This is a genomic window from Lactobacillus sp. (genome assembly GCF_014803895.1).
This window is the reverse complement of sequence record NZ_JAAVAU010000022.1, coordinates 1-24,113: the sequence shown is the minus strand read 5'-3', so window position 1 is coordinate 24,113 and position 24,113 is coordinate 1. Positions and strand designations below refer to the sequence as shown.

At 32.3% G+C, this 24,113-nt stretch carries 28 protein-coding genes; 12 read left to right on the top strand and 16 right to left on the bottom strand.

Translation table 11 applies throughout. From position 1 onward, the window contains the following. The first annotated feature begins 26 nt into the window (after window positions 1-26). On the top strand, window positions 27-962 hold the full coding sequence (locus HDR40_RS06780; protein WP_290627734.1) for a restriction endonuclease subunit S: 936 nt from the start codon (window positions 27-29) through the stop codon (window positions 960-962). Between the two features lie 33 nt (window positions 963-995). On the opposite strand, the gene HDR40_RS06775 is transcribed toward HDR40_RS06780, so the two are convergent. The 4 genes from HDR40_RS06775 to HDR40_RS06760 form a co-directional block, all read right to left on the bottom strand. Then, window positions 996-1,931, bottom strand: coding sequence for a site-specific integrase (locus HDR40_RS06775; protein WP_290625225.1), 936 nt, complete (start codon window positions 1,929-1,931; stop codon window positions 996-998). A 68-nt stretch (window positions 1,932-1,999) separates the two neighbouring features. Then, complete coding sequence (locus tag HDR40_RS06770) at window positions 2,000-3,208, bottom strand: restriction endonuclease subunit S (RefSeq protein WP_290627732.1); 1,209 nt, start codon at window positions 3,206-3,208, stop codon at window positions 2,000-2,002. Beyond that, window positions 3,205-4,854 (bottom strand): type I restriction-modification system subunit M, encoded by a 1,650-nt coding sequence (locus tag HDR40_RS06765; RefSeq protein WP_290625229.1) that lies wholly within the window; start codon window positions 4,852-4,854, stop codon window positions 3,205-3,207. The genes HDR40_RS06770 and HDR40_RS06765 overlap by 4 nt, the downstream gene beginning before the upstream one ends. Window positions 4,855-5,223: 369 nt before the next feature. Then, the gene (locus HDR40_RS06760; RefSeq protein ID WP_290625231.1) at window positions 5,224-5,655 is read right to left on the bottom strand and encodes a hypothetical protein; all 432 of its coding nucleotides are present in this window, start codon (window positions 5,653-5,655) and stop codon (window positions 5,224-5,226) included. A gap of 117 nt (window positions 5,656-5,772) precedes the next feature. Between HDR40_RS06760 and HDR40_RS06755 the strand changes: the two genes are divergently transcribed. The 3 genes from HDR40_RS06755 to HDR40_RS06745 all read left to right on the top strand — a co-directional run bounded on the left by HDR40_RS06755 (window position 5,773) and on the right by HDR40_RS06745 (window position 6,993). After that, window positions 5,773-6,177, top strand: a complete 405-nt coding sequence (locus HDR40_RS06755) for an NUDIX domain-containing protein (RefSeq protein WP_290625233.1) — start codon at window positions 5,773-5,775, stop codon at window positions 6,175-6,177. Between the two features lie 74 nt (window positions 6,178-6,251). Then, window positions 6,252-6,389, top strand: coding sequence for a hypothetical protein (locus tag HDR40_RS06750; RefSeq protein WP_290625235.1), 138 nt, complete (start codon window positions 6,252-6,254; stop codon window positions 6,387-6,389). Between the two features lie 238 nt (window positions 6,390-6,627). Continuing rightward, a complete protein-coding gene (locus tag HDR40_RS06745) occupies window positions 6,628-6,993 on the top strand; it encodes a pyridoxamine 5'-phosphate oxidase family protein (protein ID WP_290625237.1) in 366 nt (121 codons plus the stop codon). A 47-nt stretch (window positions 6,994-7,040) separates the two neighbouring features. Here HDR40_RS06745 and HDR40_RS06740 read toward each other — a convergent pair whose 3' ends face one another. After that, complete coding sequence (locus HDR40_RS06740) at window positions 7,041-7,913, bottom strand: alpha/beta hydrolase (RefSeq protein WP_290625239.1); 873 nt, start codon at window positions 7,911-7,913, stop codon at window positions 7,041-7,043. Further along, window positions 7,906-9,168, bottom strand: a complete 1,263-nt coding sequence (locus HDR40_RS06735) for a PTS sugar transporter subunit IIC (RefSeq protein WP_290625242.1) — start codon at window positions 9,166-9,168, stop codon at window positions 7,906-7,908. Before HDR40_RS06735 ends, HDR40_RS06740 begins: the two co-directional genes overlap by 8 nt. 449 nt (window positions 9,169-9,617) lie before the next feature. On the opposite strand from HDR40_RS06735, the gene HDR40_RS06730 reads away from it, so the two are divergent. The 3 genes from HDR40_RS06730 to HDR40_RS06720 all read left to right on the top strand — a co-directional run bounded on the left by HDR40_RS06730 (window position 9,618) and on the right by HDR40_RS06720 (window position 12,531). Continuing rightward, on the top strand, window positions 9,618-10,730 hold the full coding sequence (locus HDR40_RS06730) for a 5-methyltetrahydropteroyltriglutamate--homocysteine S-methyltransferase (protein WP_290625243.1): 1,113 nt from the start codon (window positions 9,618-9,620) through the stop codon (window positions 10,728-10,730). 19 nt (window positions 10,731-10,749) lie between these two features. Next, window positions 10,750-11,226 (top strand): S-ribosylhomocysteine lyase, encoded by a 477-nt coding sequence (locus HDR40_RS06725; protein ID WP_290625245.1) that lies wholly within the window; start codon window positions 10,750-10,752, stop codon window positions 11,224-11,226. Between the two features lie 309 nt (window positions 11,227-11,535). Next, window positions 11,536-12,531: an alpha/beta hydrolase gene (locus HDR40_RS06720; RefSeq protein WP_290625247.1), complete on the top strand. Its 996-nt coding sequence runs from the start codon at window positions 11,536-11,538 to the stop codon at window positions 12,529-12,531. Between the two features lie 122 nt (window positions 12,532-12,653). Here HDR40_RS06720 and HDR40_RS06715 read toward each other — a convergent pair whose 3' ends face one another. The 3 genes from HDR40_RS06715 to HDR40_RS06705 all read right to left on the bottom strand — a co-directional run bounded on the left by HDR40_RS06715 (window position 12,654) and on the right by HDR40_RS06705 (window position 14,584). Continuing rightward, window positions 12,654-13,502, bottom strand: coding sequence for an N-acyl homoserine lactonase family protein (locus tag HDR40_RS06715; protein ID WP_290625249.1), 849 nt, complete (start codon window positions 13,500-13,502; stop codon window positions 12,654-12,656). Between the two features lie 82 nt (window positions 13,503-13,584). Further along, window positions 13,585-14,103, bottom strand: coding sequence for a hypothetical protein (locus HDR40_RS06710; RefSeq protein ID WP_290625251.1), 519 nt, complete (start codon window positions 14,101-14,103; stop codon window positions 13,585-13,587). A gap of 55 nt (window positions 14,104-14,158) precedes the next feature. Then, a complete protein-coding gene (locus HDR40_RS06705; protein ID WP_290625252.1) occupies window positions 14,159-14,584 on the bottom strand; it encodes a MerR family transcriptional regulator in 426 nt (141 codons plus the stop codon). Between the two features lie 90 nt (window positions 14,585-14,674). Here HDR40_RS06705 and HDR40_RS06700 point away from each other — a divergent pair, with 90 nt between their 5' ends. Further along, window positions 14,675-15,397, top strand: a complete 723-nt coding sequence (locus HDR40_RS06700) for an SDR family oxidoreductase (RefSeq protein WP_290625254.1) — start codon at window positions 14,675-14,677, stop codon at window positions 15,395-15,397. 196 nt (window positions 15,398-15,593) lie between these two features. Here the strand turns inward: HDR40_RS06700 and murC are convergent, their stop codons facing one another. The 6 genes from murC to HDR40_RS06670 all read right to left on the bottom strand — a co-directional run bounded on the left by murC (window position 15,594) and on the right by HDR40_RS06670 (window position 20,841). Further along, entirely contained in the window at window positions 15,594-16,910 is a 1,317-nt protein-coding gene (murC, locus tag HDR40_RS06695; RefSeq protein ID WP_290625256.1) for a UDP-N-acetylmuramate--L-alanine ligase, read from the bottom strand. Between the two features lie 148 nt (window positions 16,911-17,058). Then, window positions 17,059-17,706 carry a YtpR family tRNA-binding protein gene (gene ytpR / locus HDR40_RS06690; RefSeq protein ID WP_290625258.1) on the bottom strand — a complete coding sequence of 216 codons (648 nt, stop codon included), beginning with the start codon at window positions 17,704-17,706 and terminating at the stop codon, window positions 17,059-17,061. Window positions 17,707-17,732: 26 nt separating this feature from the next. Continuing rightward, a complete protein-coding gene (locus HDR40_RS06685) occupies window positions 17,733-18,053 on the bottom strand; it encodes a thioredoxin family protein (RefSeq protein WP_290625260.1) in 321 nt (106 codons plus the stop codon). 178 nt (window positions 18,054-18,231) lie between these two features. Then, entirely contained in the window at window positions 18,232-18,885 is a 654-nt protein-coding gene (gene trmB, locus HDR40_RS06680) for a tRNA (guanosine(46)-N7)-methyltransferase TrmB (protein WP_290625262.1), read from the bottom strand. Window positions 18,886-18,899: 14 nt separating this feature from the next. Then, window positions 18,900-20,102, bottom strand: coding sequence for an ABC transporter permease (locus HDR40_RS06675; protein ID WP_290625264.1), 1,203 nt, complete (start codon window positions 20,100-20,102; stop codon window positions 18,900-18,902). Then, window positions 20,095-20,841 (bottom strand): ABC transporter ATP-binding protein, encoded by a 747-nt coding sequence (locus HDR40_RS06670; RefSeq protein ID WP_290625266.1) that lies wholly within the window; start codon window positions 20,839-20,841, stop codon window positions 20,095-20,097. The genes HDR40_RS06675 and HDR40_RS06670 overlap by 8 nt, the downstream gene beginning before the upstream one ends. Window positions 20,842-20,943: 102 nt before the next feature. On the opposite strand from HDR40_RS06670, the gene HDR40_RS06665 reads away from it, so the two are divergent. The 4 genes from HDR40_RS06665 to HDR40_RS06650 all read left to right on the top strand — a co-directional run bounded on the left by HDR40_RS06665 (window position 20,944) and on the right by HDR40_RS06650 (window position 23,318). Then, complete coding sequence (locus tag HDR40_RS06665) at window positions 20,944-21,381, top strand: HIT family protein (protein WP_290625268.1); 438 nt, start codon at window positions 20,944-20,946, stop codon at window positions 21,379-21,381. Window positions 21,382-21,447: 66 nt separating this feature from the next. After that, complete coding sequence (locus HDR40_RS06660; protein ID WP_290625270.1) at window positions 21,448-21,954, top strand: hypothetical protein; 507 nt, start codon at window positions 21,448-21,450, stop codon at window positions 21,952-21,954. 3 nt (window positions 21,955-21,957) lie between these two features. Continuing rightward, window positions 21,958-22,299, top strand: a complete 342-nt coding sequence (locus HDR40_RS06655; protein ID WP_290625273.1) for a hypothetical protein — start codon at window positions 21,958-21,960, stop codon at window positions 22,297-22,299. 101 nt (window positions 22,300-22,400) lie between these two features. Beyond that, window positions 22,401-23,318, top strand: a complete 918-nt coding sequence (locus HDR40_RS06650) for a peptidylprolyl isomerase PrsA (RefSeq protein WP_290625275.1) — start codon at window positions 22,401-22,403, stop codon at window positions 23,316-23,318. A 59-nt stretch (window positions 23,319-23,377) separates the two neighbouring features. Here the strand turns inward: HDR40_RS06650 and HDR40_RS06645 are convergent. Then, window positions 23,378-24,113, bottom strand: a 736-nt coding sequence (locus HDR40_RS06645) for an HD domain-containing protein (RefSeq protein ID WP_290627730.1), incomplete at its 5' end; no start/stop codon positions are given.

Here is a 24,113-nt window from a genome sequence, read left to right as displayed (position 1 = left end):
TTCTTTTTGGCAAATTACGTCCATACTTGGATAATAGACTATTAGCTAATTTTGAAGGATCTGCTGTAGGGGACTTTTGGGTATTTGAAGTAAAGGAAAATTCCGATTCCAATTTTCTTTTTTCTTTAATCCAAACTTCTCGGTTTAAATATATTAGTAATTTATCTTCTGGATCTAAAATGCCACGTTCAGATTGGAATTTAGTTTCAAACTCCAAATTTAAAGTGCCTGGAATGAATGAACAAAACAAAATTGGACTTTTAATAAATGCATTAGATTATGAAAATACTCTTCAACAACGAAAATTGAAACAGCTAAAGTCTTTTAAAAAAGGTATTACTCAACAACTTATTAATTCTAAATCCGATGATTGGATAGAATATAATTTTTTAGATCTTATAGAAAAAATTATAGATTTTCGTGGAAAAACGCCTAAAAAATTAAAATCCACATGGTCAACTAAGGGACATATAGCATTGTCAGCACTTAATGTTAAACAAGGCTATGTAGATAAAAATGCCTCAGTACATTTTGGTAATGATGATTTATATAAAATATGGATGACGGGTAATGAGTTATATCAAGGTCAAGTATTGCTAACAACCGAAGCTCCGGTAGGAAATGTTGCTCAAGTGCCTGACAATGAAAAGTATATTTTAAGTCAAAGAGTTATAGCTCTTGTTCCAAATGAGAAGCTAATAACAAATGATTTTTTAGCATTTATTTTATCAACACCAAGAGTTCAAAATGATTTACAGAGATTAGCTACGGGAGGCACAGCACAAGGAATTAGTCAACGTTCATTAAAACATTTAAAAATCACTATTCCTAAAAATTTGGAAAACCAAATTCGCATAACCAATATAGTTAATAACATTAATGAAAATTTAATGGATTTAGATTTACAAATTAATAACTGTAAAAAAATCAAGAAATTCTTACTCCAAAATATGTTTATATAGCACAAAGACGCCCATTAAGAGCGTCTTTTTTAATTACATTAATTGAGATAAGTGATGGAGAATTTTATCATTATCTTTATTTTCAAGTTCGCGAATAATATGAATATAAGTTTCTTGAGTAGTAGTTGTATTAGTATGGCCTAATCTCTTAGCTACGCTGGCAATTGATACTCCTTCATAAAGTAAGAGAGATGCATGAGTATGTCGAAGACCATGGATTGAAATTTTTGGTATTTTTAGATTTTCGCAGTATCCAGCCAATTTTTTATTTAAGCTAGAATTATAAACTCGTTGGCCTTTGTCGAAAAATATTGGTAATTTTTTATCTCTATCTTCAATTAAGATTTTAAATTGTTGCATTAAATGCCAATCAATCATCACTTTCCGATTAGATGCCTTATTTTTAGTTGGTTGGAAGCCACCATTTTTATCTTTGTAATTCCAAGACTTATTAATAATCAAAACTTGATTTTCAAAATCGAAATCTTCTGGTGTCAAAGCTAATGCTTCGGCAAAACGTAAGCCACTTTTTGCGACTAGTAAAAAGAACCAATCCCAACTTAATTCTTCTTTCAAATTAAGAGAGCGAATTAGTCTTTGTAAATCAAATAAGTTTAAAAACTTTGGTTTCTTTTCTGAAGGAGTTCGTCCTTTAATGATAGCTCTACGTGTTGGATAATTTTTTAGTAAGCCATCATCAACTGCATCAAAGATACTTGCCTTTAAGTGATGATGAAAATCTAATACAGTTGCTTTTTCATGGGTTTGAGCATAAAGGTTTAAAATTTTTTGGTAGCTTTGACGAGTTAACTCATTCATGTGCAAATCTGGGGCTAACTCTTTTAAGCGACGTTGCACTAAATAATATTTATCTAGTGTAACTGAACGAACGGCATCATCCTTGTAAAGATGAATCCATTCTAAGTAATACTTGTAGAACAACTTGGTACTATAATTTTTTCGTGACATTTAAAAACCTCCTTGAATTAATTAAGTCACGTGCTTAATTGTTCAAAGAGGTTTTGTTTTTATCAAGTTTAAATAAACATGTTTTGAAGAAGAAAGTTTTTAGTCTGTTTTAAATTTTGAATATTTTTATTCAGATTATAAATATATGAATCTATTTTAGTAACTATATTTTTAATTTCTATTTGTTCTGCTAATGAGGGCAAATATATTGGCATTTTTGAAACTTGCGTTTTGTTAATACTTGCTTGATTTACAGCAGGATTAGCAAATCTTTGTGACCAAGCTAAAGTTTCTGGAAGATTAAGAAAAGTAAATAAGTAAGTAGGGTCTACTTTTTGTATGTTAGGCCTAATTCTTAATAAATTCATACCTTGGTATATGTCTTCACATGAAGTCGCTAAAGCAGTTTTACCTATATGTTTTAAGGAATTAATATTACTAAACAAAATATCCCCTTTTTTTAGAAGATATTTGTTATCTATTTTTTCGTTGGTATATCCAAGTTTTTCCTCGTTTAATACTCCTGAAGAAATTGTCTCGATTCTAGTTATTTTGAATGATCCTTTAGAGTGCCTAGAATCTACATTAGCGCCACTTGAAATTTCACTAATATCTTTTAAATTAACTTTTGACCATGTTTTTTTATTTTCAAACAATGTTGCAACTACAGTATTTTTTAAAGAATCAATTTGCTCTAATTTTCGTTGTTGAAGGGTTAAATTTTCTGAAATTAAAGACATTAATTTAGCAATTTTGTCTTGTTCTAATTTAGAAGCATATGGAATTACAAATTTTCTTAAATTTTTAACTGATAAATTAGGTTGAACTGCACCTTCATCAAATTTTAAAATTTGTTTGTTTCCTACATCAGAATTTAAAATTTGAAATAAATAATGATTATTTATTTTAACTGGTCGAATAAGGACTAAAGAAGATGCGATGGTACCGATTGAAACATCGAGATTTATAGCGTTTTTTCCTAAAGTACCTCTTAAGCAATATACTATATCTCCGATTTTTAACTTAGCACCACGAAGTGAATTAAATTTATCAGGAGTTATTTTCTTACAATTATTTGTATCAATTTTTCCGTTAATCAAATCTCCAGCATTAATAAATGGAATCCCTATTTTTACTAATTCACTTTCTTGCGGATAATTCCGGCCTCTATCACCATTATGAAAAGTAGCTACTTCCCCAAGCTTACGTTGCTCCCAATCGTCAGAAAAGCCCTTAAAGCGCAGTACAGGGGCTTTTTTAGAATCTTGATTCATCATTTATCCTCCGTATTGCTTTCAAAAAACTTAATAATATCGTTTAACCCAGTCATGATTTTTTCATCATCTGAAGTTAATTCTTTGAGCATCCCTACCAACTTCTTCTCATTCTCATCAATTTGAGCTTGAGTTTCAGTCAAGTTAGCTGCTACCTTTTCCAAGTCAACCGGAGGCTCTGGAACGTAAGAATCAATATATCTAGTGATGTTAAGGTTGAAGTCGTTCTCTTTAATTTCCTTATAATCAGCCAAATGAGCATATCTTTCGACATCTTCACGCTTTTCATAAGTTGAAATGACTTTATCAATATCTTCTTTTCTTAATTTATTTTGTTTCTTTTGCTTTTCAAATTCTCTTGAAGCATCAATAAAGAACACACTACGATCAGTCTTATTCTTCTTCAATACGACAATTGTAGTAGGAATTGGCGTGTTAACAAAGATATTTGGTGGTAACCCAATAACTGCATCAATTGAACCATCTTCAAGAAGCTTCTGACGAATCTTCCCTTCACCAGAACCACGGAATAAGACACCATGCGGTAAAACAATTGCCATAGTTCCTGTATTCTTCAAATGATAAAAGCCATGCAATAAAAATGCATAATCTGCCTTGGACTTAGGTGGAAGGACGCCATACTTACTGAAGCGTGGATCATCTAAAAATCCCTTATCAGCTGACCATTTTAATGAATATGGTGGGTTCATTACTACCGCATCAAACATCGTCTCACCAATTGGTGGCCAGTCTGCATCTAATGTATCACCTAATCTTAAGTGTTGATTTTCTGGACTAACCCCGTGCAAGATCATATTCATTCTGGCCAAGTTATAAGTTGAAACATTAATTTCTTGACCATAGTAAACAATACGATTAGGATTTTTCACTAAATCTCTAAAGTTCAAAAGTAAAGAGCCTGACCCCATTGCAGGGTCATAAACTGTTAATTCTGAAGGCTTTTCTTCACCAGCTAAAGTTAAACGGGTTAAAATCTTAGAAACTTCTTGAGGAGTATAGAACTCGCCAGCTTTTTTACCACTTTCAGAAGCAAATTCTCCAATTAAGTATTCATATGCATCCCCGAGAGAGTCTGATTTACTATCCTTGTCTCTATTAACTAACTGAATGTCACGTAATGCCTTCATCACATCCATGATAGTATCAGTTTGCTTTTGTGCATTTGAACCTAAGCGACGAGAATACAAGTCTACATCATCAAATAAGCCTTCAAATTCTTTTCCAGTACTTTCAATATCATTAAAAGCATCACCTAAATCAGAATTTTGGAAAGTTTTAACATTACCATCTTTAGTTCGAGCAGTACCATCAATCTCTTGCATCAAATAAGTAAAAGTATGTTCTGGCTCAATTGTGTAGCGCAAAGAACCTTTTAACTCATCCTTTAAATCTTGGTAATTTTCAGTATAAATTGTTTGTGCTTCTTCCAAAGAAACATCACTATCTTCACCCCAAGAATATTCTTCAACCGCTTGATACAATAATTTATCTGACAAATATTTATAGAAAATCAAACCTAACAAATAATTTTTATATTCATTAGCATCCATCTTTCCTCTTAAAGAGTCTGCCGCACTAAAGAGCGAATTAAATAATTTTGATTTAGAATTTTTAGTAGTTTCAACCATTTTAATCAATCCATCTAATCTAATTTAAGTTAATTTTTCGTTGTGTAGAAAACGAAAATTATTACGCTATACAGTTTAACATAATGCCTTTATCACTCTTCAAATATTATTGCAAATTAAAAAGTTAATTTAAGCTGGACAATCTTCTTGATATGCAGAATTTTTTGACAAAAAACCAGCAAATAATAAAATAAGAGTAAAGAAAAAGAAGCCAGCTGCCAACTGACTTCCTTCATAGTAGAATTGCTTATAAGCAATTGACTCTTAATTTTGTTAATAGTAACCGCTAGTCTGCCCGGCTAAAGCGGTTTTTTGTTTACTTATCTTTTTTATTGCTCAAAAAAGCCGCCCAACCAGGCGACTACCCTACTAACCAATAAATCTTTCTAAAATACCAATTAAAATTTCTAAAAATATCTGAAAAATTGTGATAGCCACAATTACAATACCACCCATCAAAATTAATGATATATGGAACTTAAGGTATAAGAATACAATTGCAGCCCCAATAATTATTATCGACAATAAGACAGCGATTATTGTAACTTTTTTATTACCACCACTCATTGCTTCTTCTAACACTTCATCATCATGATTAGGAAACCATTCTTTCTGCCAATTATTAATTAAGTGCTTAGCAATAATCAGTATGATAAACAAACTTACCATACACATCTTAGCCATAAAGTTCTCATCTTGACTTAAGCCTAAGTACATAAAACTAATACCAAACATCAATTGGAATAAAGTTCCTAACATTTCTAATCTTTTTAGCAACTGATCTGCGTCGATTTTCTTCACAAAATCCTCCAAATAACAAAATTTCTTTTACTTTTATCCTATTATAACCAAAATTAAGTGCTAAAATAGTTTTATTCTAAAAAGTTATAGCTACAAATTATTTTATAGGGGATGCGTATGGAATATTCAGCTGGTGCAATTATCTACCGCAAAATAAATAATAAACATGAATTTTTAATTGTTCAAAGTCTCTGGCATAAAACTTGGGGTTTTCCTAAAGGACATCTGAAAGACAATGAAACTAATTTACAAGCTGCTCATCGTGAAGTATTTGAAGAAACCGGTCTTAAGCCAGACTTTCTTTCAAAATTTAAAACTAGTCTAATCTATCCGGTTGCTTCTGGGCAAGACAAAACAGTTACTTTATTCTTAGCTCAATTTAACGAAAATCAGACTCCTAATTGGCAACCTGAAGAAATTGTCGATGGAAAGTGGGTAAATTTAGAAGTAGCAGAAAAGATGCTCTCTCGCCCAGCCTTAGTTGATTGTCTCAAAAAAGCTGATCATTTTTTAAAGAAGTAAATTAGTATAACTATTTCCTTTCAGTTTATCTCATGATAAAATACCTTAACATCTAAAATACTGCGAGGGATTTTATGAAGAAAAGTACATTACTATTTATCGGAACAATTGCTATCCTCAGTCTTGCAAGTTATGGTATCAATTGGTCAACTATTAGTTATCATATTCCTGCAATTCAAAATGCACTTTCCCATATTCCATTATTTAGATAATTTACATCGAGATTTTCTCGATGTTTTTTTAATCAAAAAATAATTTTAAATTTTTTTGCTATTTTTCTAAAATTTAGTTATTTTATTTTTCTTTATTTATCAGTATTAGCGTCTCTCCTTTTTATTACTCATACTTAAAATATCTATATTTTTCAAGGTCAATGTTTTTTTAAACTTAAAAATATGGTGTATACTTATTAATTGAAAGTACTATATTAATAAAAAAAGAGGTAATATTATGAAAAAATTAGACTCAACTACACTTACTGACAAGCAAAAGGAATTCTTCAAGACTCACTTGGCTTACTTATCAACTGTAGATGCCAATGGTAATCCTCAAGTTGGTCCTAAGCAATCTATGCACGTGCTTGATGACAATCATTTACAATACTTAGAAAAAACTAAGGCTCACGCATACGAAAACTTGAAGAATGGTTCAAAAGCTGCTGTAGTAGTTGCAGATGAACCAAGTCATACTAACGTACGTATTATCGGTACTGCTACCATCCATGAAGATGACGATTACCAAAAGAAGATTGCTACAGAAGCTGGTGCTCCTCAAGCTTACGTTGTTGATATTGAAATTGAAGAAATCGACGAATAATTAATTAATCCACAAAAAAACAACTTCCTCGCAAGGAAGTTGTTTTTTTAGTTGTTTTGTTTATTATTTGCCTTATCTTGGTTATTTCTACCCTGATTATTATTCATTTCAGGATGTAAAATATACTTTTGAATCAAATCTAAAACTTCACTATTTTGTGGTAAAGCTGAGTGCTGAGCTAATTTACCTGTAACAGTAATTTGAGTATATCTCTTTACCACATCTTGGTATATATACTTACCTGCTAAGACACTACTTACAGGCACTAACCCATCCTCAACATAATTCTCAGATCCGGCAATAGAATACATAATTAAATTACTTGGCAAATTTTTTCGATATTTAATAAAGTCTTTTAACATTTCTGTTTTACGAGATGTTGGTTCTGCAAAGTTATATGGCGTACCAATTGTCATCAATCGCTTAATCTTAATTTGTCGTTCATTAAAATAGTGTTCAAGATAATAAGTATAAATCAAACCACCATTTGAGTGACCGATTCCCTTAAAATTATTAAAATTATAAGTCTGCTTCAGTAGATTGAAAGCTTTACTAAACATCTTCGCTTGCTTTTTAATATTGCTATAGCCATCTTTATTATTTTCAAAGCCAACAACGATAAATGGTTCTTTATCACCTTTTTTTATATGTCCGTAATAAGAAATTTTGCCATTATTAAAAACTTTAACCTTAAGTAAACTATGTTGATGTTTTTCTTTTTTATTAATATTTTTTACTAAAGTATCAAACCGATTAATTGATGCACTACTACCTGGAATAAGAATAACTGGTGATAATTCAGAGTTTTGTCGATTTTTTAAGGTAGTTACGCTATTTTTAGTCCAACAATATGATGCAACTGCAAAGATACCAATCACAAGAGTCATAACTAAAATTAAAATTTTTTGACTTTTACGCATGTTGGTCACCCTTTTCATCTGCAATCAAACGATCATCAACTACATCCGCTAATTTAACAAATGGTATATATATCAGCACATCTATAATTAATAATAAAATTGAAAAGATAAAGGCATAAATATTACCACCTGAACCAATTAAAGGAATCAATATACTTGGTGTTACAGTAGGAACAGGATAAACCAATGGTGGCATCACTCTAAAGTAGATAACTACACTTGCCAAGACTATATTTATAATTGGTACAAAGACAAAGGGAATTATATAAATAGGATTAAAAGGTAAGCCAATTCCAAAATCTAATGCTCCTGGAATATTAAAAAATGCAGGCGCAGCAGCTATATCAGCCATTCTTCGCATATATTTACGTCTACTTACCCATAAAATTGCAATCAATAGTGCCAAACTACCAAATTGTGCAAAACCACTATATAAAGCGGAGGGCGTAAAAGGATAAGGTATTCCCCAGCTAGTTTTATGAGTTAAAGCATAATTCAAATTAGCCATTGTCTCACTATCGTATATTTTACTAGAAACTGACATTAAATCAGGAAAACCAAACCAAGTAACAATTGTTACTAATAAAGAAATAATAATATTTAACATATAGTTACTGCGTTGGCTGATAAATGAAGTTATACCTTGAGAAACAGTATTATCAATTCCAAAGAACCCAAATATTCTAAAAACAATATGAAAAATTAAAGTGGGAATAATTACTAATAGAATCGGTTTTAAATTATATAAAACTATTTGTAAAATACTTTCACGGTTTTGGTTATCACTTTTCCATAAGTCATGTCCAAATTTTACAAATACCTTACCCACTATATAGCCTAGGATAACGCCAATTAAAAACCAACTAACACCGTAGTATTGTTCATTATTGACACCATTACGATAAAATAATAATACATAACTTCCTACTGCTACTAAAGAACCTAAGATTCCTTCATATCCATGGCGCTTAGTTACTAAATAGGCACTAACTAATGCTGAATAAGGTGCTAGCCATCCAGTAGAAACATTGACTATATCACTAAATATCATGCGATAAAATCTATAGTTAGGAAGGTTGTTAATCTTTATTAAACTTCCTAAATACCCATTAGTAGAGAATAAACTTTCACTCAATAGCTGAGCAAAACTCCCAATTAAAACAATTGGAAATAAAATCAACATTGTCCGTTGCAAGATACGAATAAATTCTATTTTTCTGAACCGGACTGTCCAGTTAACTAATTTATCAGTCACATTCCGTCATCTTCCTTTTTTGTTTTAATTATACTTTTATAGAATTACAAAACCAATACATTCTAATAATTTTCATTTTTTATTAAAAAAGTATTGACATTATCAAAGTAAAAGTTTTATTATAATGACAACAAAATTACAAAAAGCAGAGAAAAGATGAGTAACTTTTTAATCTTTCTACAGAAAACTGGAATGATGAGAGCCAGTGATTGCATTAATAAGTGAATATGGTCTTAGAGCTTAAATGAAATGCGAGCCAATAAGGTTAGCAGGACACGATTGATGCCCGATAAAGCATCCGAGTATTCCTTTTGAGGAGCACTTAGTAAGGGTCTTATTGTGAAATAAGACTAAATTTCAGGGTGGTAACACGCAAAAGCGTCCCTAAAGATGAGTCTACAAACTTGTCTTTAGAGGCGCTTTTTTATTTATTTTTAAGGAGAATTAAAATGAGTAAATTACATTATGACATTGTTGGTAGTTTTTTAAGACCAAAAGACTTAAAAAATGCTCGAGCTGATTTTGAAGATGGCAAGATTTCTAAATATGAACTAGTTGAGGTGGAAAATAAAAATATTAAAAAGTTAGTTGATCAAGAAATTGCAGCTGGCTTAAAAATTGTAACTGATGGAGAATTCCGTAGAAGTTACTGGCATCTTGATACCTTCTGGGGCTTTAATGGTATTGCTCATATTCAAAAGAAACATGGTTATCTTTTCCATGATGAAGAAACTAGGAAAGATTCCGCTATCGTAAATGGCAAAATTAGTTTTAGTGGTGATCATCCAGATTTAGAAGCCTTCAAATTTTTGAGAAACATTACTAAAGATAAGAATGTAATTCCTCGTCAAAGTATCCCTTCCCCCGCTCAATTTTATTCAGAATTAATCCGGGATCAAGATAATATCACGGCAGTTAAAAAATATTATCCAAATGAAGAAGATTTATTTACTGATATTTCTACCGCTTATCGTAATTTAATTCTTGCTCTCTATGAAGCTGGTTGTCGCGATTTAAAGTTAGATGACTGTACTTGGGGTGTACTTGTTGATCAAAATTTACTAGCTATTTACGAATCACTTGGTTTTACTCAAAACCAACTCTGTAAAATATTTTTGAAACTCAATAACGATGCTATCGATAATTTACCAGATGACTTACGGATTTCAACTCATATCTGCCGAGGAAACTATCATTCTACTTGGGCAACAAGTGGTGGCTATGATGCCGTGGCAGATTACGTTTTTGCAAAAGAAAATGTCGATGCTTTCTACTTAGAGTTTGACGACGAAAGAAGTGGTCACTTTGATCCAATTGCAAAAATTCCTGCTGACAAAGAAGTGGTTCTTGGTATTGTCACCAGTAAAAAGCCAGAATTAGAAGATCCTACAAAGTTAAAAGAACGCATTAAGGAGGCGACGGCATTTCATAATTTAGACAAGCTTGCTCTTTCTACCCAATGTGGTTTCTCTTCTACAGAAGAAGGAAACAAATTAACTGACAAAGAACAATGGGACAAGATAAACTTAGTATTAAATACTGCTAATGAAATTTGGAATTAATTGAAAGGAATAATTTATTATGGCAAAAGTTGAAAGTTTTACATTAGATCACACCAAAGTTAAGGCACCTTATGTTCGTTTAATTACTGTTGAAACTGGTCCTAAAGGCGACAAGATTAGTAATTATGACTTACGCTTAGTCCAACCAAATGAAAATGCTATTCCTACCGCTGGACTCCACACTATTGAACATCTTTTAGCCGGATTGCTTCGTGACCGATTAGATGGGGTCATTGACTGTTCTCCATTTGGTTGTCGAACTGGATTTCATTTAATTACTTGGGGTGAACACTCAACTACTGAGGTAGCGCAAGCTCTTAAATCTTCTCTTGAAGAAATTGCTTATAAAACTCAATGGGAAGATGTACAAGGTACCACTATCGAAAGCTGTGGTAATTATCGCGATCACTCTCTCTTTTCTGCTAAAGAATGGTCTAAGAAAATTTTAGAGGAAGGTATTTCTGATAAACCTTTTGAAAGACACGTTGTTGAATAATTTTTAGAAAGAAGAATTCCTATGCCAGAAAAAACCAGCCATCTCTATTTCCTAACTCGTTTCTCTATTCTTAATAACCTTTATCAGTGGTTATTTTCTGGAGTGAATTCTAACAAAAATGTTCCCTCTCCCCTTAATAATCTTTATATAAAAAAACATCTTTAACTAAAAAAATATGTCTCTATTAGACATGTTTTTTTACTGCTAATTATTCATTATTCGAATAATTAATTATAGATATTAAATATTTTTAATTGTTCTGCCTAACCTCTATAATTAATATACCAATGAAAAGAAAGGCAGATTACTATGAAAAAATTAAACTTAACAACTGAGTGGGACAAAACCTTTCCTAAAAGTAATAAAGTGAACCATCAAAAAGTCACCTTTCATAATCGCTACGGGATTACTCTAGCTGCTGATATGTACACACCTACGGATATAATTGACAAGATGCCTGCCCTAGCAGTAAGTGGACCATTTGGTGCTGTTAAAGAGCAGGCGTCGGGACTTTATGCTCAAAAAATGGCTGAACGTGGTTTTATAACTATTGCTTTTGACCCATCTTATACTGGTGAAAGTGGTGGTCAGCCTCGTTACATGGCGTCACCAGATATTAATACCGAAGACTTTCAAGCTGCGGTAGACTTTCTTTCTACTCAAGATAACATCGATCCCGAAAAAATTGGTATTATTGGTATTTGTGGCTGGGGTGGCTTAGCCCTTAATACTGCTGCTTTAGATACTCGAATTAAGGCAACTGTTGTTTCAACAATGTATGATATGTCAAGAATTAATGCCAATGGCTACTTTGACAATGAGGATTCCGAACAGAATCGTTATAACAAGAAAGTTGCTTTAAATGAGCAAAGAACTAGAGATTATAAGACTGGGGATTACACCCTTGCCGGTGGTGTCGTTGACCCACTTCCAGATGATGCACCATTCTTTGTTAAAGATTACTACGACTACTACAAAACTAAACGTGGTTACCATAAGCGTTCATTAAATTCTAACAATGGTTGGAACGTAATTGGTACCATGTCCTTCCTTAATCAACCTATTTTACAATATAGTAACGAAATTAGAAGTGCCGTTTTAATCATGCATGGTGATCAGGCACACTCATACTACATGGGTAAAGATGCTTACAAAAATATGATGAAAAATAATCCTAATCCAGAAAACAAGGAATTTTTATCAATTCCAGATGCCGTTCATACTGATTTATACGATGGTGGTAAAGACAACGTCATTCCATTTGATAAAATAACTGATTTCCTTAATAAAAATATGAATAATTAATCAGCAAGAAAAAAACATTGAGGCTAATCTCAATGTTTTTTTGTATAGTAAATTTTTTTCTAGTTCACGCAAACACTTTTTCTACTCAACTCAATCTGTATAATCCGTCACGCTACATACTTCTAAAATGTAATTACATGTGGAGAAACTTCCTCACCATGACATGCAAGAGATTCGACACAATTCTTATTTAAGCTCTCTTTTCTAATCCATTCTAAAGATTTCTTTTGAGCAGGTTTATCGGTAGAAATTCCCGAAGTAATCATTTCTTTCCATGACTTTTCACCATATCCACCATCGCCATAATATAAGAAAAACTTCCCTGTATCTGGATTAGTAATCTTTGTCGCTACTAAACCATCAGTATGGCCAGGAATGTTAATTAATTCAACAGTTTTATCGCCAAATAAATCATATGATCTTTTAAAAGGTCCTTCATTATCATTCCAGTCGTACAAATCCAAATCTACACCTTCCCACCATTTTTTCTTGAAGCGGAAAGTAGAATGTTTTTGTGCATATTCATACTCTGTTCTTGCAACCATGATCTGTTTAGCTGCTTTAAATTGTCTTAGACCATTAGCATGATCACAATCTAAATGCGAAATTACTACATAATCAATATCAGAAGGCTTAATACCCATGCGCGCTAATTGTTCACTAGCTGTCATGCCTTTTGGTACCATTCCTTTATTTACACGATAGAGAATATAAGAACCTAAAGACTCTATTTGAGCTTTTTTATCATATACACCATCAGGACTCATCGACTTATCCCAGCCTGTATCTAAAAGCAATAATCCTTTAGGAGTCTCAACTAAAAATACCGCTACAGGCAACCAAATTTCTCGTTTAGCACTTTCTAATATACCAGCAGCTTTAAACAAAGAACAATGATCACCACCAAAAGCTAATTCTGGAGCAATTCTTACTTTTCCTGTATGCAAAACATGAATTTTATATTGAGACATTTGTAATACCTGCTTTCTTAATTTGATAGATTTATTCTAAATGAGCAGATATTAAAAAACAGAACATAATTTAAGAATGTGTCTAATTTTCTAAAATTTTTAGTGCTTTGACCACAATTTCTTGAATTTGTTGTTGACTAAATTGTTCAGAATTAAGTAGATAGTAATCAAATGCAGCAATTACTTCTGAAGCCACCATTTCATAAATCAATTCCTTCTGTGGCAAACCACGTCTACGTAAATTATCTTTAATGGCGTTTTTCCATTTTTCAATAAATCTCGCATTAGGATTATATTTTGTTAAAACTAAAATTTCATTCTTATGTTCACTAACAAAATCAACTACGTCAGTAAAATACGCAAAATCTGCTGGTTTATTTCGATGACTATCCGTAATTTTTTTATCCTTTGTACTTAGCTGCTCAACCAAATTATTTTCAATTTCTTCTAAAACTTCATCAATATTATTGTAGTAAGTATAAAATGTACTTCTACCAATCTGAGCTTGTTGGCACAACTTTTTAACAGAAATTTGTGTAAGATTTTCTTTAATTAGTAATTCAATTAGCGCTTTTTTTAACGATCCTTGTGCTTTTGTCATATTTTTATTCTCAAATATTTAAACAGATTTTAAAGTAAACAATAAACTCAATTGTTTACTTTTCATATTGCACACGATAGATTTTTTCCATTTTTTCACAATGAAGCGGATCATTTTTAGAAACAAACTTATCTATATTTTGATAGTACCAAATTTTATAATCAGCCCACCACATTTCTTCCTGAAGTTCTGTCATTCTTCTACTTAGAATTTCTTTTTGTTGCTTAAATAATTTTATACGTGCTTCCTCATTATTATCAGTTTGAAAAATTTTCATGTATGATTTTATTTTTTTAATACTCATTCCCGCTTTTTTTAGACAATCAATCGATTTAATAAGTTCAATATCTTGATCATTATAAATACGTTGTCCTAATTTATCTCTTTTAATATTTATAATTAAACCCTCTTTTTCGTAATAACGAAGTGTATAAGGGCTAAGATTTGTTCTTTGACTACATTCTTTAATTGAATAATTCATAAAAAATTTCTCTTTTCTGCTTGTCTTAGAGCTTACCCTAAGGGTTAAGATAATAATTGTCAATATTAATAAAAAGAAAGAAGAAAATAAATGAAAAATTTAGTTGTAATCACTGGTGCTAGTTCAGGATTTGGAAAAGCTATGGCTAAAGAATTTAGTAAAGCTGGTTATCCATTATTATTAATTGCTCGTCGAGTTGAATTATTAGAACAGATGGACTTACCTAATACAATATGTAAAAAAGTTGATGTTCGTGATAAAGAAGCTTTTCAACAAGCTATTGATGAAGCAACTAAACAATATGGCGCAGCCGATTTATTGATTAATAACGCTGGTATTATGCTTTTAGGAAATATTGAAACTCAAAATAGCCAAGAATGGCAAGATATGCTTGATATTAATGTTATGGGGACACTTAATGGAATGCAAGCAGTAATAAATGAAATGAAAAAACGCCAACATGGAACCATTGTTAACTTTTCTTCATTAGCTGGAGTCAAAACATTTGTAAATCACGCTGTATATTGTGCCACAAAATTTGGTATAGAAGGTTTATCAGAAACAGCTCGTGAAGAACTAGCACCTTACAATGTCAGAGTAATGCGTATTGCCCCAGGTGCTGTTAATACTGAATTATTAAGTCATACTACTGACTCTAAAATTAAAAAGAATTATAATGCGTGGCTAGAAGAAACTGGGGTAGGTAGCATTACTCCAGAAGATATTGCAAGAACAGTTCGTTTTGCTTATGAAATGCCACAAAGTGTAAATTTAAGAGAAATCCAAATTTCTGATACACGCCAAGATTCTTAAAAATAAAAGCACGATAAAATTCATTAAGAAAATTATCGTGCTTTTATATCTTTAAAGGTTATTTAAACTTCCACAAACTTCATTGCTGTTCCATAAACAATCATTATTTTTAAGTACTGCTCCAAAATTAGAAATTTCACCCACAATTTAATATTCTTTTCCTAGAACATTCTCAGTTATTGTCACTAAAGCTCCTCTATTTCACAAGGAATTCCTCATAAGCATCTTCATATTTAGGAATATCGCCTGCGCCCATAAAGACTACACATGCATTTTCGTGACGAGTTAAATCACTAATATTATCTAAATCAATCACTTCAGAACCTGGAATATTTGCAGTTAAATCTTCACTAGAAATATCCCCACTTGCTTCACGCGCTGAAGCATAAATTGGAGTTATATAAGCTTTATCTACATCACGTAAAATTTCTTCAAAATCTTTTTGATATTTCTTAGTTCTTGAGAAAGTATGTGGTTGGAAGACTACAACTAATTCCTTATCTGGGAACTTTTGACGAGCAGCTTGGATAGTTGCACGCATTTCAGTTGGGTGATGAGCATAATCATCGATCACGGCAATATCACCAAAGTCTTTTTCAGAAAATCTTCTCTTAGCCCCTTTGAAAGTGAGCATCCCTTCCTTGATATCTTCCATTGGCACATTTTCAGTATAAGCAACAGCAATTACAGCAGTCGCATTCAAGATGCTGTGGTCGCCAAACAAATGAATCTCAAAACGACCCAAATCTTTACCATGTGCCAAAACATTGAACTTAGAACCTGCAGTAGTCTTTTCAATATTAACAGCTTGGAAGTCATCAGTATCCTTGAAACCATAAGTATACTTAGGAATATCAGTCTTCAAAGATTGTAATCTTTGATCATCACCCCAAACAAAGAGTGCCTTTTTAGTTTGTTCAGCAGCAGTTTGAAAGGCAGAAGTATAATCAGCTTGATCTTTGAAATAATCTGGGTGGTCAAAGTCAATGTTAGTCATAATTTGGTAATCTGGGTGATATGCCAAGAAGTGACGACGATATTCATCAGCTTCATAAACAAAGAAGCGAGAATCTGCTACACCCTTACCACGACCATCACCGATCAAGTAAGAAGTAGGTTCTACTTCACCCAATACATGTGCTAAAAGACTAGTAGTTGATGTCTTACCATGCGTACCAGAAACACCAATTGAAGTATGTGCTTGAACAATTTCTTCAACAGTATCTGGGTAGGATTGCCACTTCACATTCTTATCCAGACAAGCAGCAACTTCAGGGTTATCTTCCTTAAAAGCATTACCCTTAACAATTACTTGACCTTCGCCTTTAATATTTTCTGGATCAAAATTCTTTACTTCAATACCAGCTTCTTCCAAAGGAACTTGAGTAAACGTGTACTTTTCAATATCTGAACCAGCGACATTGTAGCCCAAATCATGTAAAAGTAATGCTAAAGATGCCATACCGGTACCCTTAATACCAATAAACCAAATTTGTTTTGTCTTATCTAACATTTAAGTCGTCTCCATAAATTTTATGTCAAAATTATACGTCTTTAATTTTAACATTTTTACCAGAATATTGATTAAATCTAGCCAAAAAAGATATTAATTTCTTCTACAAAAAAATCCTATCCTCATAAAGAAGATAGGATCTTTTATACTAGTCTAAAGTAATTTCACCACTAGCCAGTAATTCATCACATTTAGTTGGTTCAAATTCATCGCCAGCCTTGAAGCTATCTGGAACTACCATAATACCACGCTTTTGTGGAGCATGTGGTAAACCAAGTTCACGAGCTGAACAAATCATACCATATGAATCTACACCACGTAATTCACCTGGCCAGATTTGTTGACCATTTGGCATCAAAGTACCTGGAAGAGCTACAACAACCTTTTGGCCTTGAGCAATGTTAGGTGCACCACAAACTATTTGATGCTTGTCACCACCAACATCAACAGTAGTTACGTGTAAGTGATCAGAATCAGGATGAGGTTCACAAGTTTCGACATAACCATAAACTAAAGTTGGCTTGCCAATTTCTAAGTTAGCTTCAAAACCAGCTTCAGAAATTTTCTTGTTTAAAGTATCAACCAATTCTTGAGTTGGGTGAACTTCACCATTAGGCAACTTATCATAATCTAAAAAGTCACTAACTTTAAAAAAGTTATAACCAATAACCTTACCATCTTCATCCTTAACAACCGTAACGTTATCACTTTCTTCAAATTGACTACGTCCCTTATCTTGGTCAGTAATAACAATTAATGTATCTGGATAACTAGTTTTATTAGTAGAAACAATCATTCTAGTAAATTTTTCCTTTCTTAGACTTACTTAAGAGAATTGAGGAAGTTTTCTACTTCTTCTTTTGTCTTTCTGTCCTTATTTACTAGTCTACCAATTTCTTTGCCATCTTGGTAGACAACAAAGCTAGGAATTCCAAAGATATTTAATTCTTTTGCGATATCAATTGAGCCATCACGGTCAATTTTATAGAATTTTGTATCAGAGAAATCTTTTTCAATTTCTGGTAAAAATGGATCTAGGAAACGGCAATCTGGGCACCAATTTGCACTAAAAAGTAATACTACACGACCATGAGCGGTAATTTCATCAAGTTTTTCTTTAGTTAATTCTTTGATTTCTTCCATAATAATGCATCTCTCTTTCTTACTTTTTATAAGTTACATATATTGTACTCATATTCCACAAAAATTTCCAGCAAATTATTCATATTATTACACACGAGCAAAAACTTAGTAATTCATTTCCGATATGTTCATAATTTCTATAAAAAAAGATTAAGCTAAAAAGCCTAATCTCTTAACCTTATTCAAAATGTGCGTGCAAGCAATAGATTGGATTGCCCTTTGCTACAAATTTATGTTCATATTCAGTTTCAACATTACGTTCTGCGATTTCATCTTCATCATGGTGTAAATCAACACTAACATGATCAAACTTCATTCCATAATTATTTAAACTGACTAAGCTATATTCAAATAAACCTCGATTATCTGTCTTAAATTCTAGATGACCTTCAGGCTTAAGTACTTCTTTATACTTATCCAAAAAACTCTTATAAGTCAAACGACGTTTTTCATGGCGAGTTTTAGGCCAAGGATCAGAGAAGTTGAGATAAAGAGTATCGACACTATCTTTAGGTAAATATATAGCAATATTAGCAGCATCTGCACACATTATTTGTAAATTATCAATACCTTCATTAAGCTTAGTTCTTAATATCATCCCTGCTGCGGTAGTTTGCAATTCAACCGCAATAAAATTCATTTCAGGATGTTGTTTAGCCAAAGTAGTAATAAATTGGCCTTTACCTGATCCAATTTCAATTGCTAGAGGTTTAGAAAAATCTTCAAATCTCTCTTCCCAATTAATTTTTACTTCTGGGGCAGGTTCATTTAAGATTGCTTCAGGGTGCTCTTTAACCAACTTTTGTGCCCAAGTTTTATTACGTAATCTCATAAAAAACTCCTAAATTAATATCTAATTTTACTAAACAACTTTTTAATTCTAACTGGTAAATAAGCGTAGAGCAAGATAAACGTGAATGCTAGCAAAGCAATAACGGCTAAAAGAGCATAAATTTTTTCTGGTGAAAAGGCAACTAATCCAATACTAATTACTACCCACTGTAAAAGCATTCCCTTTTGCAAAACTCTTGCTAAATCTTGTCCACGCTTTTCTTGAGAAATTGGTTGAACATGATACATCATATTATGCTCATATACTGTCCCCAAAGGAATCAATTGATACATTGTCAAAAAGATAACTAAAGCGCTAAAAGCTGCACTCCATAGATAACTTTGTAAAGCCCAGGATAAAAGCAAGGAAAATAAAGTCATTCTAATCACTAAATTACTATATTCTGGATCACGCAATAATGCTCTTTGATATAAGAAAGTATTTGGTGTTTGTTTTTGATGATTGATCAAAAAATCTAAGTACTTTCTCCTAGAAATTTTAATCTTTTTATCTGGTACATCAGTAAACATGCTATAAAAATTATCTACCATATCACGGCGACGTTCTTCATATTCCACTGCATAATTCCAGTTAAATACTTTTCCTTGAGGTAAGTAATTGATCACAATTGCACCTATTAAAGCCAAGAAAAAATAAAGATATGGTACATAGATTAAACTTAGCCACAATACAATTAAAACTATTAGAAAAAATAAAATTGGATTGTATAGGGTACGATCATTAAAATAAAAGCTTCTTGCAATCAATTTTAGTTGAATAAACTTCGTCAAAATTAATCCTACAGCCATGAAAAAATATGAGTGACCAGGAATTCCGGCTCGCGTTACTGCAAAGGGAAATAAAATCCCAGCAACAAGAGCAATTAATAGAATCGGCAAATACATACTATGTCTAATCATTGGCTTCAAATATAAATCCATCTGATTATCTTGATTAAACATAAATTGAATATCAGCCTTTTGAAATAAAGTGGCTAGATGACCAACACTCATGGTCACTGTTAAAATCAAGGCAATTATTGGTTTATAAAACCACAAATTATTTGGCCAAGTCTTTATATTTTGAGCATACCAGAACATCAACGCCCCAAACATAAAAATCAAAGCCAAAATAAAGAAATCATTAAACACTAAAGTCAAATAGTGCATTTGCTTTTTTAAATTAGCTTGCAGTCTTTTTTTTACTATATTATTCATTCTTAGTCTGCTCCTGGTTCAAAATCTTGTATAAGCGGTCAAATGAATCAGTTGGTTTAAGACCGTAGAAGTTTCTAATTTCTTCTAAACTACCGACAATTTCAATGGTTCCATTATTAAGCACTGCAAACTTCTGAACCGCCTCTTGAGCTTCAGCCAAAACATGCGTCGTCATTAGCACCATCTTATTTTGGCTAACAGCTTCCTTAATTAAATCAATAAAATTTGCTACAGCCAAAGGATCTAGCCCAGTAAAAGGTTCATCAATCACATAAAGGTCAGGATTAGCTAAGAAAGCGGCTACTAACATGACCTTTTGTTGCATCCCCTTTGAAAAGTTAATTGGCAACCAATCAAGCTTATTATCTAGTCTAAACATTTTACATAACTCATGTGCTCTTTTCCAAGCTTTATCAGTATCAGTTAAACCATAAGTAAGCATAGTTAGCTCTAAATGCTCTTTTAAAGTAAGCTCTGGGTAAAGAATTGGCGTTTCAGGAATATAGGCAACCATTTTTTTAAATTTAGAAGGTTGTTGAGCTAAATTTACACCATTTAACTCAATAGTTCCCTTTTGCATTCTAAGTAAACCCAATAAGTGCTTAATTGTTGTCGATTTACCAGCACCGTTAAGTCCAATCAAACCAATGGCTTGACCCGGTTCAATAGTTAAATTTACGTCTTTAATAACGGTGATACCAGTATAACCACCGGTTAATTTATTTATTTTTAAACTCAAAATTTGTGTCCCCCTATTACTGAAAAGACTGCTACTTTATGTTAGCATGAAATTAATTCAAACTGAATTATATATTAACTATATGTAGAAAGAGGTTTTTCTATGGCAGAATTAGAAAAAGACTGTTTATTTTGTAAAATTATCCGTGGTGAAATTCCATCCTACACTGTTTTCGAAAATGATGATGTTAAGGCCTTTTTAGATATTTCTCAAGTAACTAAGGGCCACACTCTTTTAATTCCCAAAAAACACTTAGAAAACATCTTTGATTACAACCAAGAAGACGCCGCAAAATATTTACAATACATTCCAGTTGTCGCCAATGCTATCAAAGACTCAGACCCTACAATTAAAGGGATGAATTTGGCAGTTAACAATGGTGAAATTGCCGGTCAAGCTGTAATGCACTCTCATATCCACCTGATTCCTCGATATGGTCAAGACGATGATATGGTAGTTCCACATGTTGATAATTCTAGCAAATATTCAGAAAAAGACTACCAAGCAGTAGCTGATGCTATCAAAAATAACCTCCAATAGCTTATAATAGAAGATGTAATTAGGAAAATTATTTTTTATTAAATATAAAAAATTGGAGGTAATATTATGAATAAATTTTTACTCGGATTTCTTTCTGGAGCTATCGTTGGTGGTGTAGCAGCTTTTGCTAAAAATCCATTAACTGATAAAACTATCAAAGAAGATATCCAAGATGCTGCAAACAATTTAAGCGATTCTTGCGATGATGTTAGAGCTACTTACTCTTCCCTTCAAGCAGAACGTAAAGCTGATTTAGAGAACTCTAATCCTGAAAATACTGATGAAGTTCAACTAAGTCAAAGTTCTATCAAAGATAAAGCTGCTGACTTAGTCACTGCAGTTAAGAGTGTTGCTCACAAAAATGATGAATTAAATGATTTAGCAGATCGTGTTCAAGATTTAAAAGATACTGCTGAAATTACAAAAGACGAAGTTGAAGATAAAGTTACCGACAAAGTAACTGATTTTAAAAATAAAGTTGACCAATACAAGCATTTAGCAGATGAAGATAAGGAAGAATCTGATTTAGCTGCTCAAAATGACTTTATCATCGATAATGCTGATAAGGACTAATTTATGATTAAAATAAAATCTTTCGCAACTGGACTTGGATTAGGTACAGTTCTTGGAACAATCGCATCATTTATGACTGACCAAAAAACTGGTCAACCTATCAAAAGAGAAGTAAAAAATTTTGTAGATGCTACAGGAGTAGACGTGAAAGATATCACTACTAGTACGCAAAGAGCTAAAAGTGATATTTCTTTAATTAAAGATAAAGAAATCCCTTTAGTGAAACGTGATATCAAGAGTCTTCAACGGTCAGTAAAAGAATTCCAATATTCTATTCAACCTAATCTTAAGACTATTAAAAATACCGTAAATAAAATGAGTTCTGAAGCAGAAAATTTAAAGTAACTCTTAAAAATTAAAAAACTCTTGGTGCTTTCTTTGGGCATTAGGAGTTTTTATGTTATATTTGAAGCTGTATTTAAGCAAAGGATGGTAGATTTATTCTTATGAAAAAGAATGTATGGAAAAAAGCTGCTGCTGTATTAGCATTAGCAAGTATCGCTCTTAGTGCCACTGCGTGCTCAAGCAATGGTAAGACCGTTGTTAGCTACAAGGGTGGTAAAATTACTCAACAACAATATTACGATGAAATGAAGAAATCTCAAGCTGGTCAATCTACTTTGGCTAACATGATTATTTATGATGCTTTAGAGAACCAATATGGTAAATATGTTTCTGATAAAGAAGTTACTAAAGAATACAACAAGTACAAGAAGCAATACGGTTCATCATTTAGCTCAATTCTTGAACAAAATGGTTTAACTACTTCTAGCTTTAAGAAAAACTTGAAGACTAATCTTTTAACTGAAGCTGCCTTAAAGCACATTAAGAAGATTACCTCAGCTCAAGAAAAGAAAGCTTGGAAGAGTTACCAACCTAAAGTTGAAGTACAACAAATCTTAGTTTCTAAGAAGAGTACTGCTGAAAAAGTTATCCAAGAATTAAAGGCTGGTAAGAGCTTCAAGTCATTAGCTAAGAAATATTCAACTGATACTGCTACTAAGAACAATGCCGGTAAGTTACCAGCATTTGATTCAACTGATACTAGTTTAGATTCAACATTCAAGAAAGCAGCCTTCAAGTTGAAGACTGGTGAATACACTACTACTCCAGTTAAAACTCAATACGGTTACCACATCATTAAGATGATTAAACACCCAGCTAAGGGTACTTTCAAGGAACACAAGAAAGAAATTGATAACCAAATTTACAACGAAATGGCTCAAGATCAAAATACTATGAAGAGTGTTATTGCTACTGTATTGAAGCGTGCAGATGTTTCAATTAAGGACGATGACTTGAAGAACGTATTGTCATCATACGTATCAACTTCCTCAAGCTCTTCATCATCTAGTTCTAACTAATAATTTTTAGACGAAAAAAAGCTCCAACTATCAATGTTGGGGCTTTTTTTCACAAATTTTCATTCAAGATTTTTGGCATTAGTGAGAGAGGAATCATGCTTTGGACGATAAAAACGACGATCATCTTGTGACCTAATCATATCAGTAAAATTACCTGGTTCAGTGTGTTGCAATGCATTTGTAATCGCATAAACAGTTGCATCTAAATCATCAATTTTATGAAGTAATTCTGCTTCAAGGATAGCTGGTCGTCGAGCAGCACCATATTCTGGTAAGCCATGATGAGAAATAACCATATGACGTAAAAGTAAAATATCCTCACTATGAGCATCTAAATTTAATTCATTAGCTGCCAAGATAATTTCTTCATCAATTAAAACTAAATGCCCAATCAAATTACCTTCCACAGTATACTTAGTCGCGACTGGACCAGTCATTTCATAAACTTTTCCCATATCATGTAAAATACAACCTGCATAAAGAAGCTCACGATTAACCTGCGGATAGTTATTAGCAATCCCTTCCGCATCTTTTAACATTGTAGCGGTATGAAATGCTAAGCCATTTCTTACTGCATGGTGATTTGATTTACCTGCAGGAAATGAGAAAAATTGTTTATCAAACTTTTTTAGTAAGTATTCAATAATCTTTTTCCAATTTGGATTAGAAATTTGAGCCACTTTACCCATAATTTCTTGTCTTAATTCCATCAGGGGCACAGGTGCAGTAGTGACATATTCACTCATATCATAACCTTCTTCAGGCCCTACAACGCGCATACTATATATTCTAATT

Bases quoted from the DNA above. Each gene is read 5' to 3' on its own strand.
- HDR40_RS06775 (WP_290625225.1), bottom strand. From the start codon at position 1,931: ATGTCACGAAAAAATTATAGTACCAAGTTGTTCTACAAGTATTACTTA.
- HDR40_RS06770 (WP_290627732.1), bottom strand. From the start codon at position 3,208: ATGATGAATCAAGATTCTAAAAAAGCCCCTGTACTGCGCTTTAAGGGC.
- HDR40_RS06765 (WP_290625229.1), bottom strand. From the start codon at position 4,854: ATGGTTGAAACTACTAAAAATTCTAAATCAAAATTATTTAATTCGCTC.
- HDR40_RS06755 (WP_290625233.1), top strand. From the start codon at position 5,773: ATGGAATATTCAGCTGGTGCAATTATCTACCGCAAAATAAATAATAAA.
- HDR40_RS06750 (WP_290625235.1), top strand. From the start codon at position 6,252: ATGAAGAAAAGTACATTACTATTTATCGGAACAATTGCTATCCTCAGT.
- HDR40_RS06745 (WP_290625237.1), top strand. From the start codon at position 6,628: ATGAAAAAATTAGACTCAACTACACTTACTGACAAGCAAAAGGAATTC.
- HDR40_RS06740 (WP_290625239.1), bottom strand. From the start codon at position 7,913: ATGCGTAAAAGTCAAAAAATTTTAATTTTAGTTATGACTCTTGTGATT.
- HDR40_RS06730 (WP_290625243.1), top strand. From the start codon at position 9,618: ATGAGTAAATTACATTATGACATTGTTGGTAGTTTTTTAAGACCAAAA.
- HDR40_RS06725 (WP_290625245.1), top strand. From the start codon at position 10,750: ATGGCAAAAGTTGAAAGTTTTACATTAGATCACACCAAAGTTAAGGCA.
- HDR40_RS06720 (WP_290625247.1), top strand. From the start codon at position 11,536: ATGAAAAAATTAAACTTAACAACTGAGTGGGACAAAACCTTTCCTAAA.
- HDR40_RS06715 (WP_290625249.1), bottom strand. From the start codon at position 13,502: ATGTCTCAATATAAAATTCATGTTTTGCATACAGGAAAAGTAAGAATT.
- HDR40_RS06710 (WP_290625251.1), bottom strand. From the start codon at position 14,103: ATGACAAAAGCACAAGGATCGTTAAAAAAAGCGCTAATTGAATTACTA.
- HDR40_RS06705 (WP_290625252.1), bottom strand. From the start codon at position 14,584: ATGAATTATTCAATTAAAGAATGTAGTCAAAGAACAAATCTTAGCCCT.
- HDR40_RS06700 (WP_290625254.1), top strand. From the start codon at position 14,675: ATGAAAAATTTAGTTGTAATCACTGGTGCTAGTTCAGGATTTGGAAAA.
- murC (WP_290625256.1), bottom strand. From the start codon at position 16,910: ATGTTAGATAAGACAAAACAAATTTGGTTTATTGGTATTAAGGGTACC.
- ytpR (WP_290625258.1), bottom strand. From the start codon at position 17,706: ATGATTGTTTCTACTAATAAAACTAGTTATCCAGATACATTAATTGTT.
- HDR40_RS06685 (WP_290625260.1), bottom strand. From the start codon at position 18,053: ATGGAAGAAATCAAAGAATTAACTAAAGAAAAACTTGATGAAATTACC.
- trmB (WP_290625262.1), bottom strand. From the start codon at position 18,885: ATGAGATTACGTAATAAAACTTGGGCACAAAAGTTGGTTAAAGAGCAC.
- HDR40_RS06675 (WP_290625264.1), bottom strand. From the start codon at position 20,102: ATGAATAATATAGTAAAAAAAAGACTGCAAGCTAATTTAAAAAAGCAA.
- HDR40_RS06665 (WP_290625268.1), top strand. From the start codon at position 20,944: ATGGCAGAATTAGAAAAAGACTGTTTATTTTGTAAAATTATCCGTGGT.
- HDR40_RS06660 (WP_290625270.1), top strand. From the start codon at position 21,448: ATGAATAAATTTTTACTCGGATTTCTTTCTGGAGCTATCGTTGGTGGT.
- HDR40_RS06655 (WP_290625273.1), top strand. From the start codon at position 21,958: ATGATTAAAATAAAATCTTTCGCAACTGGACTTGGATTAGGTACAGTT.
- HDR40_RS06650 (WP_290625275.1), top strand. From the start codon at position 22,401: ATGAAAAAGAATGTATGGAAAAAAGCTGCTGCTGTATTAGCATTAGCA.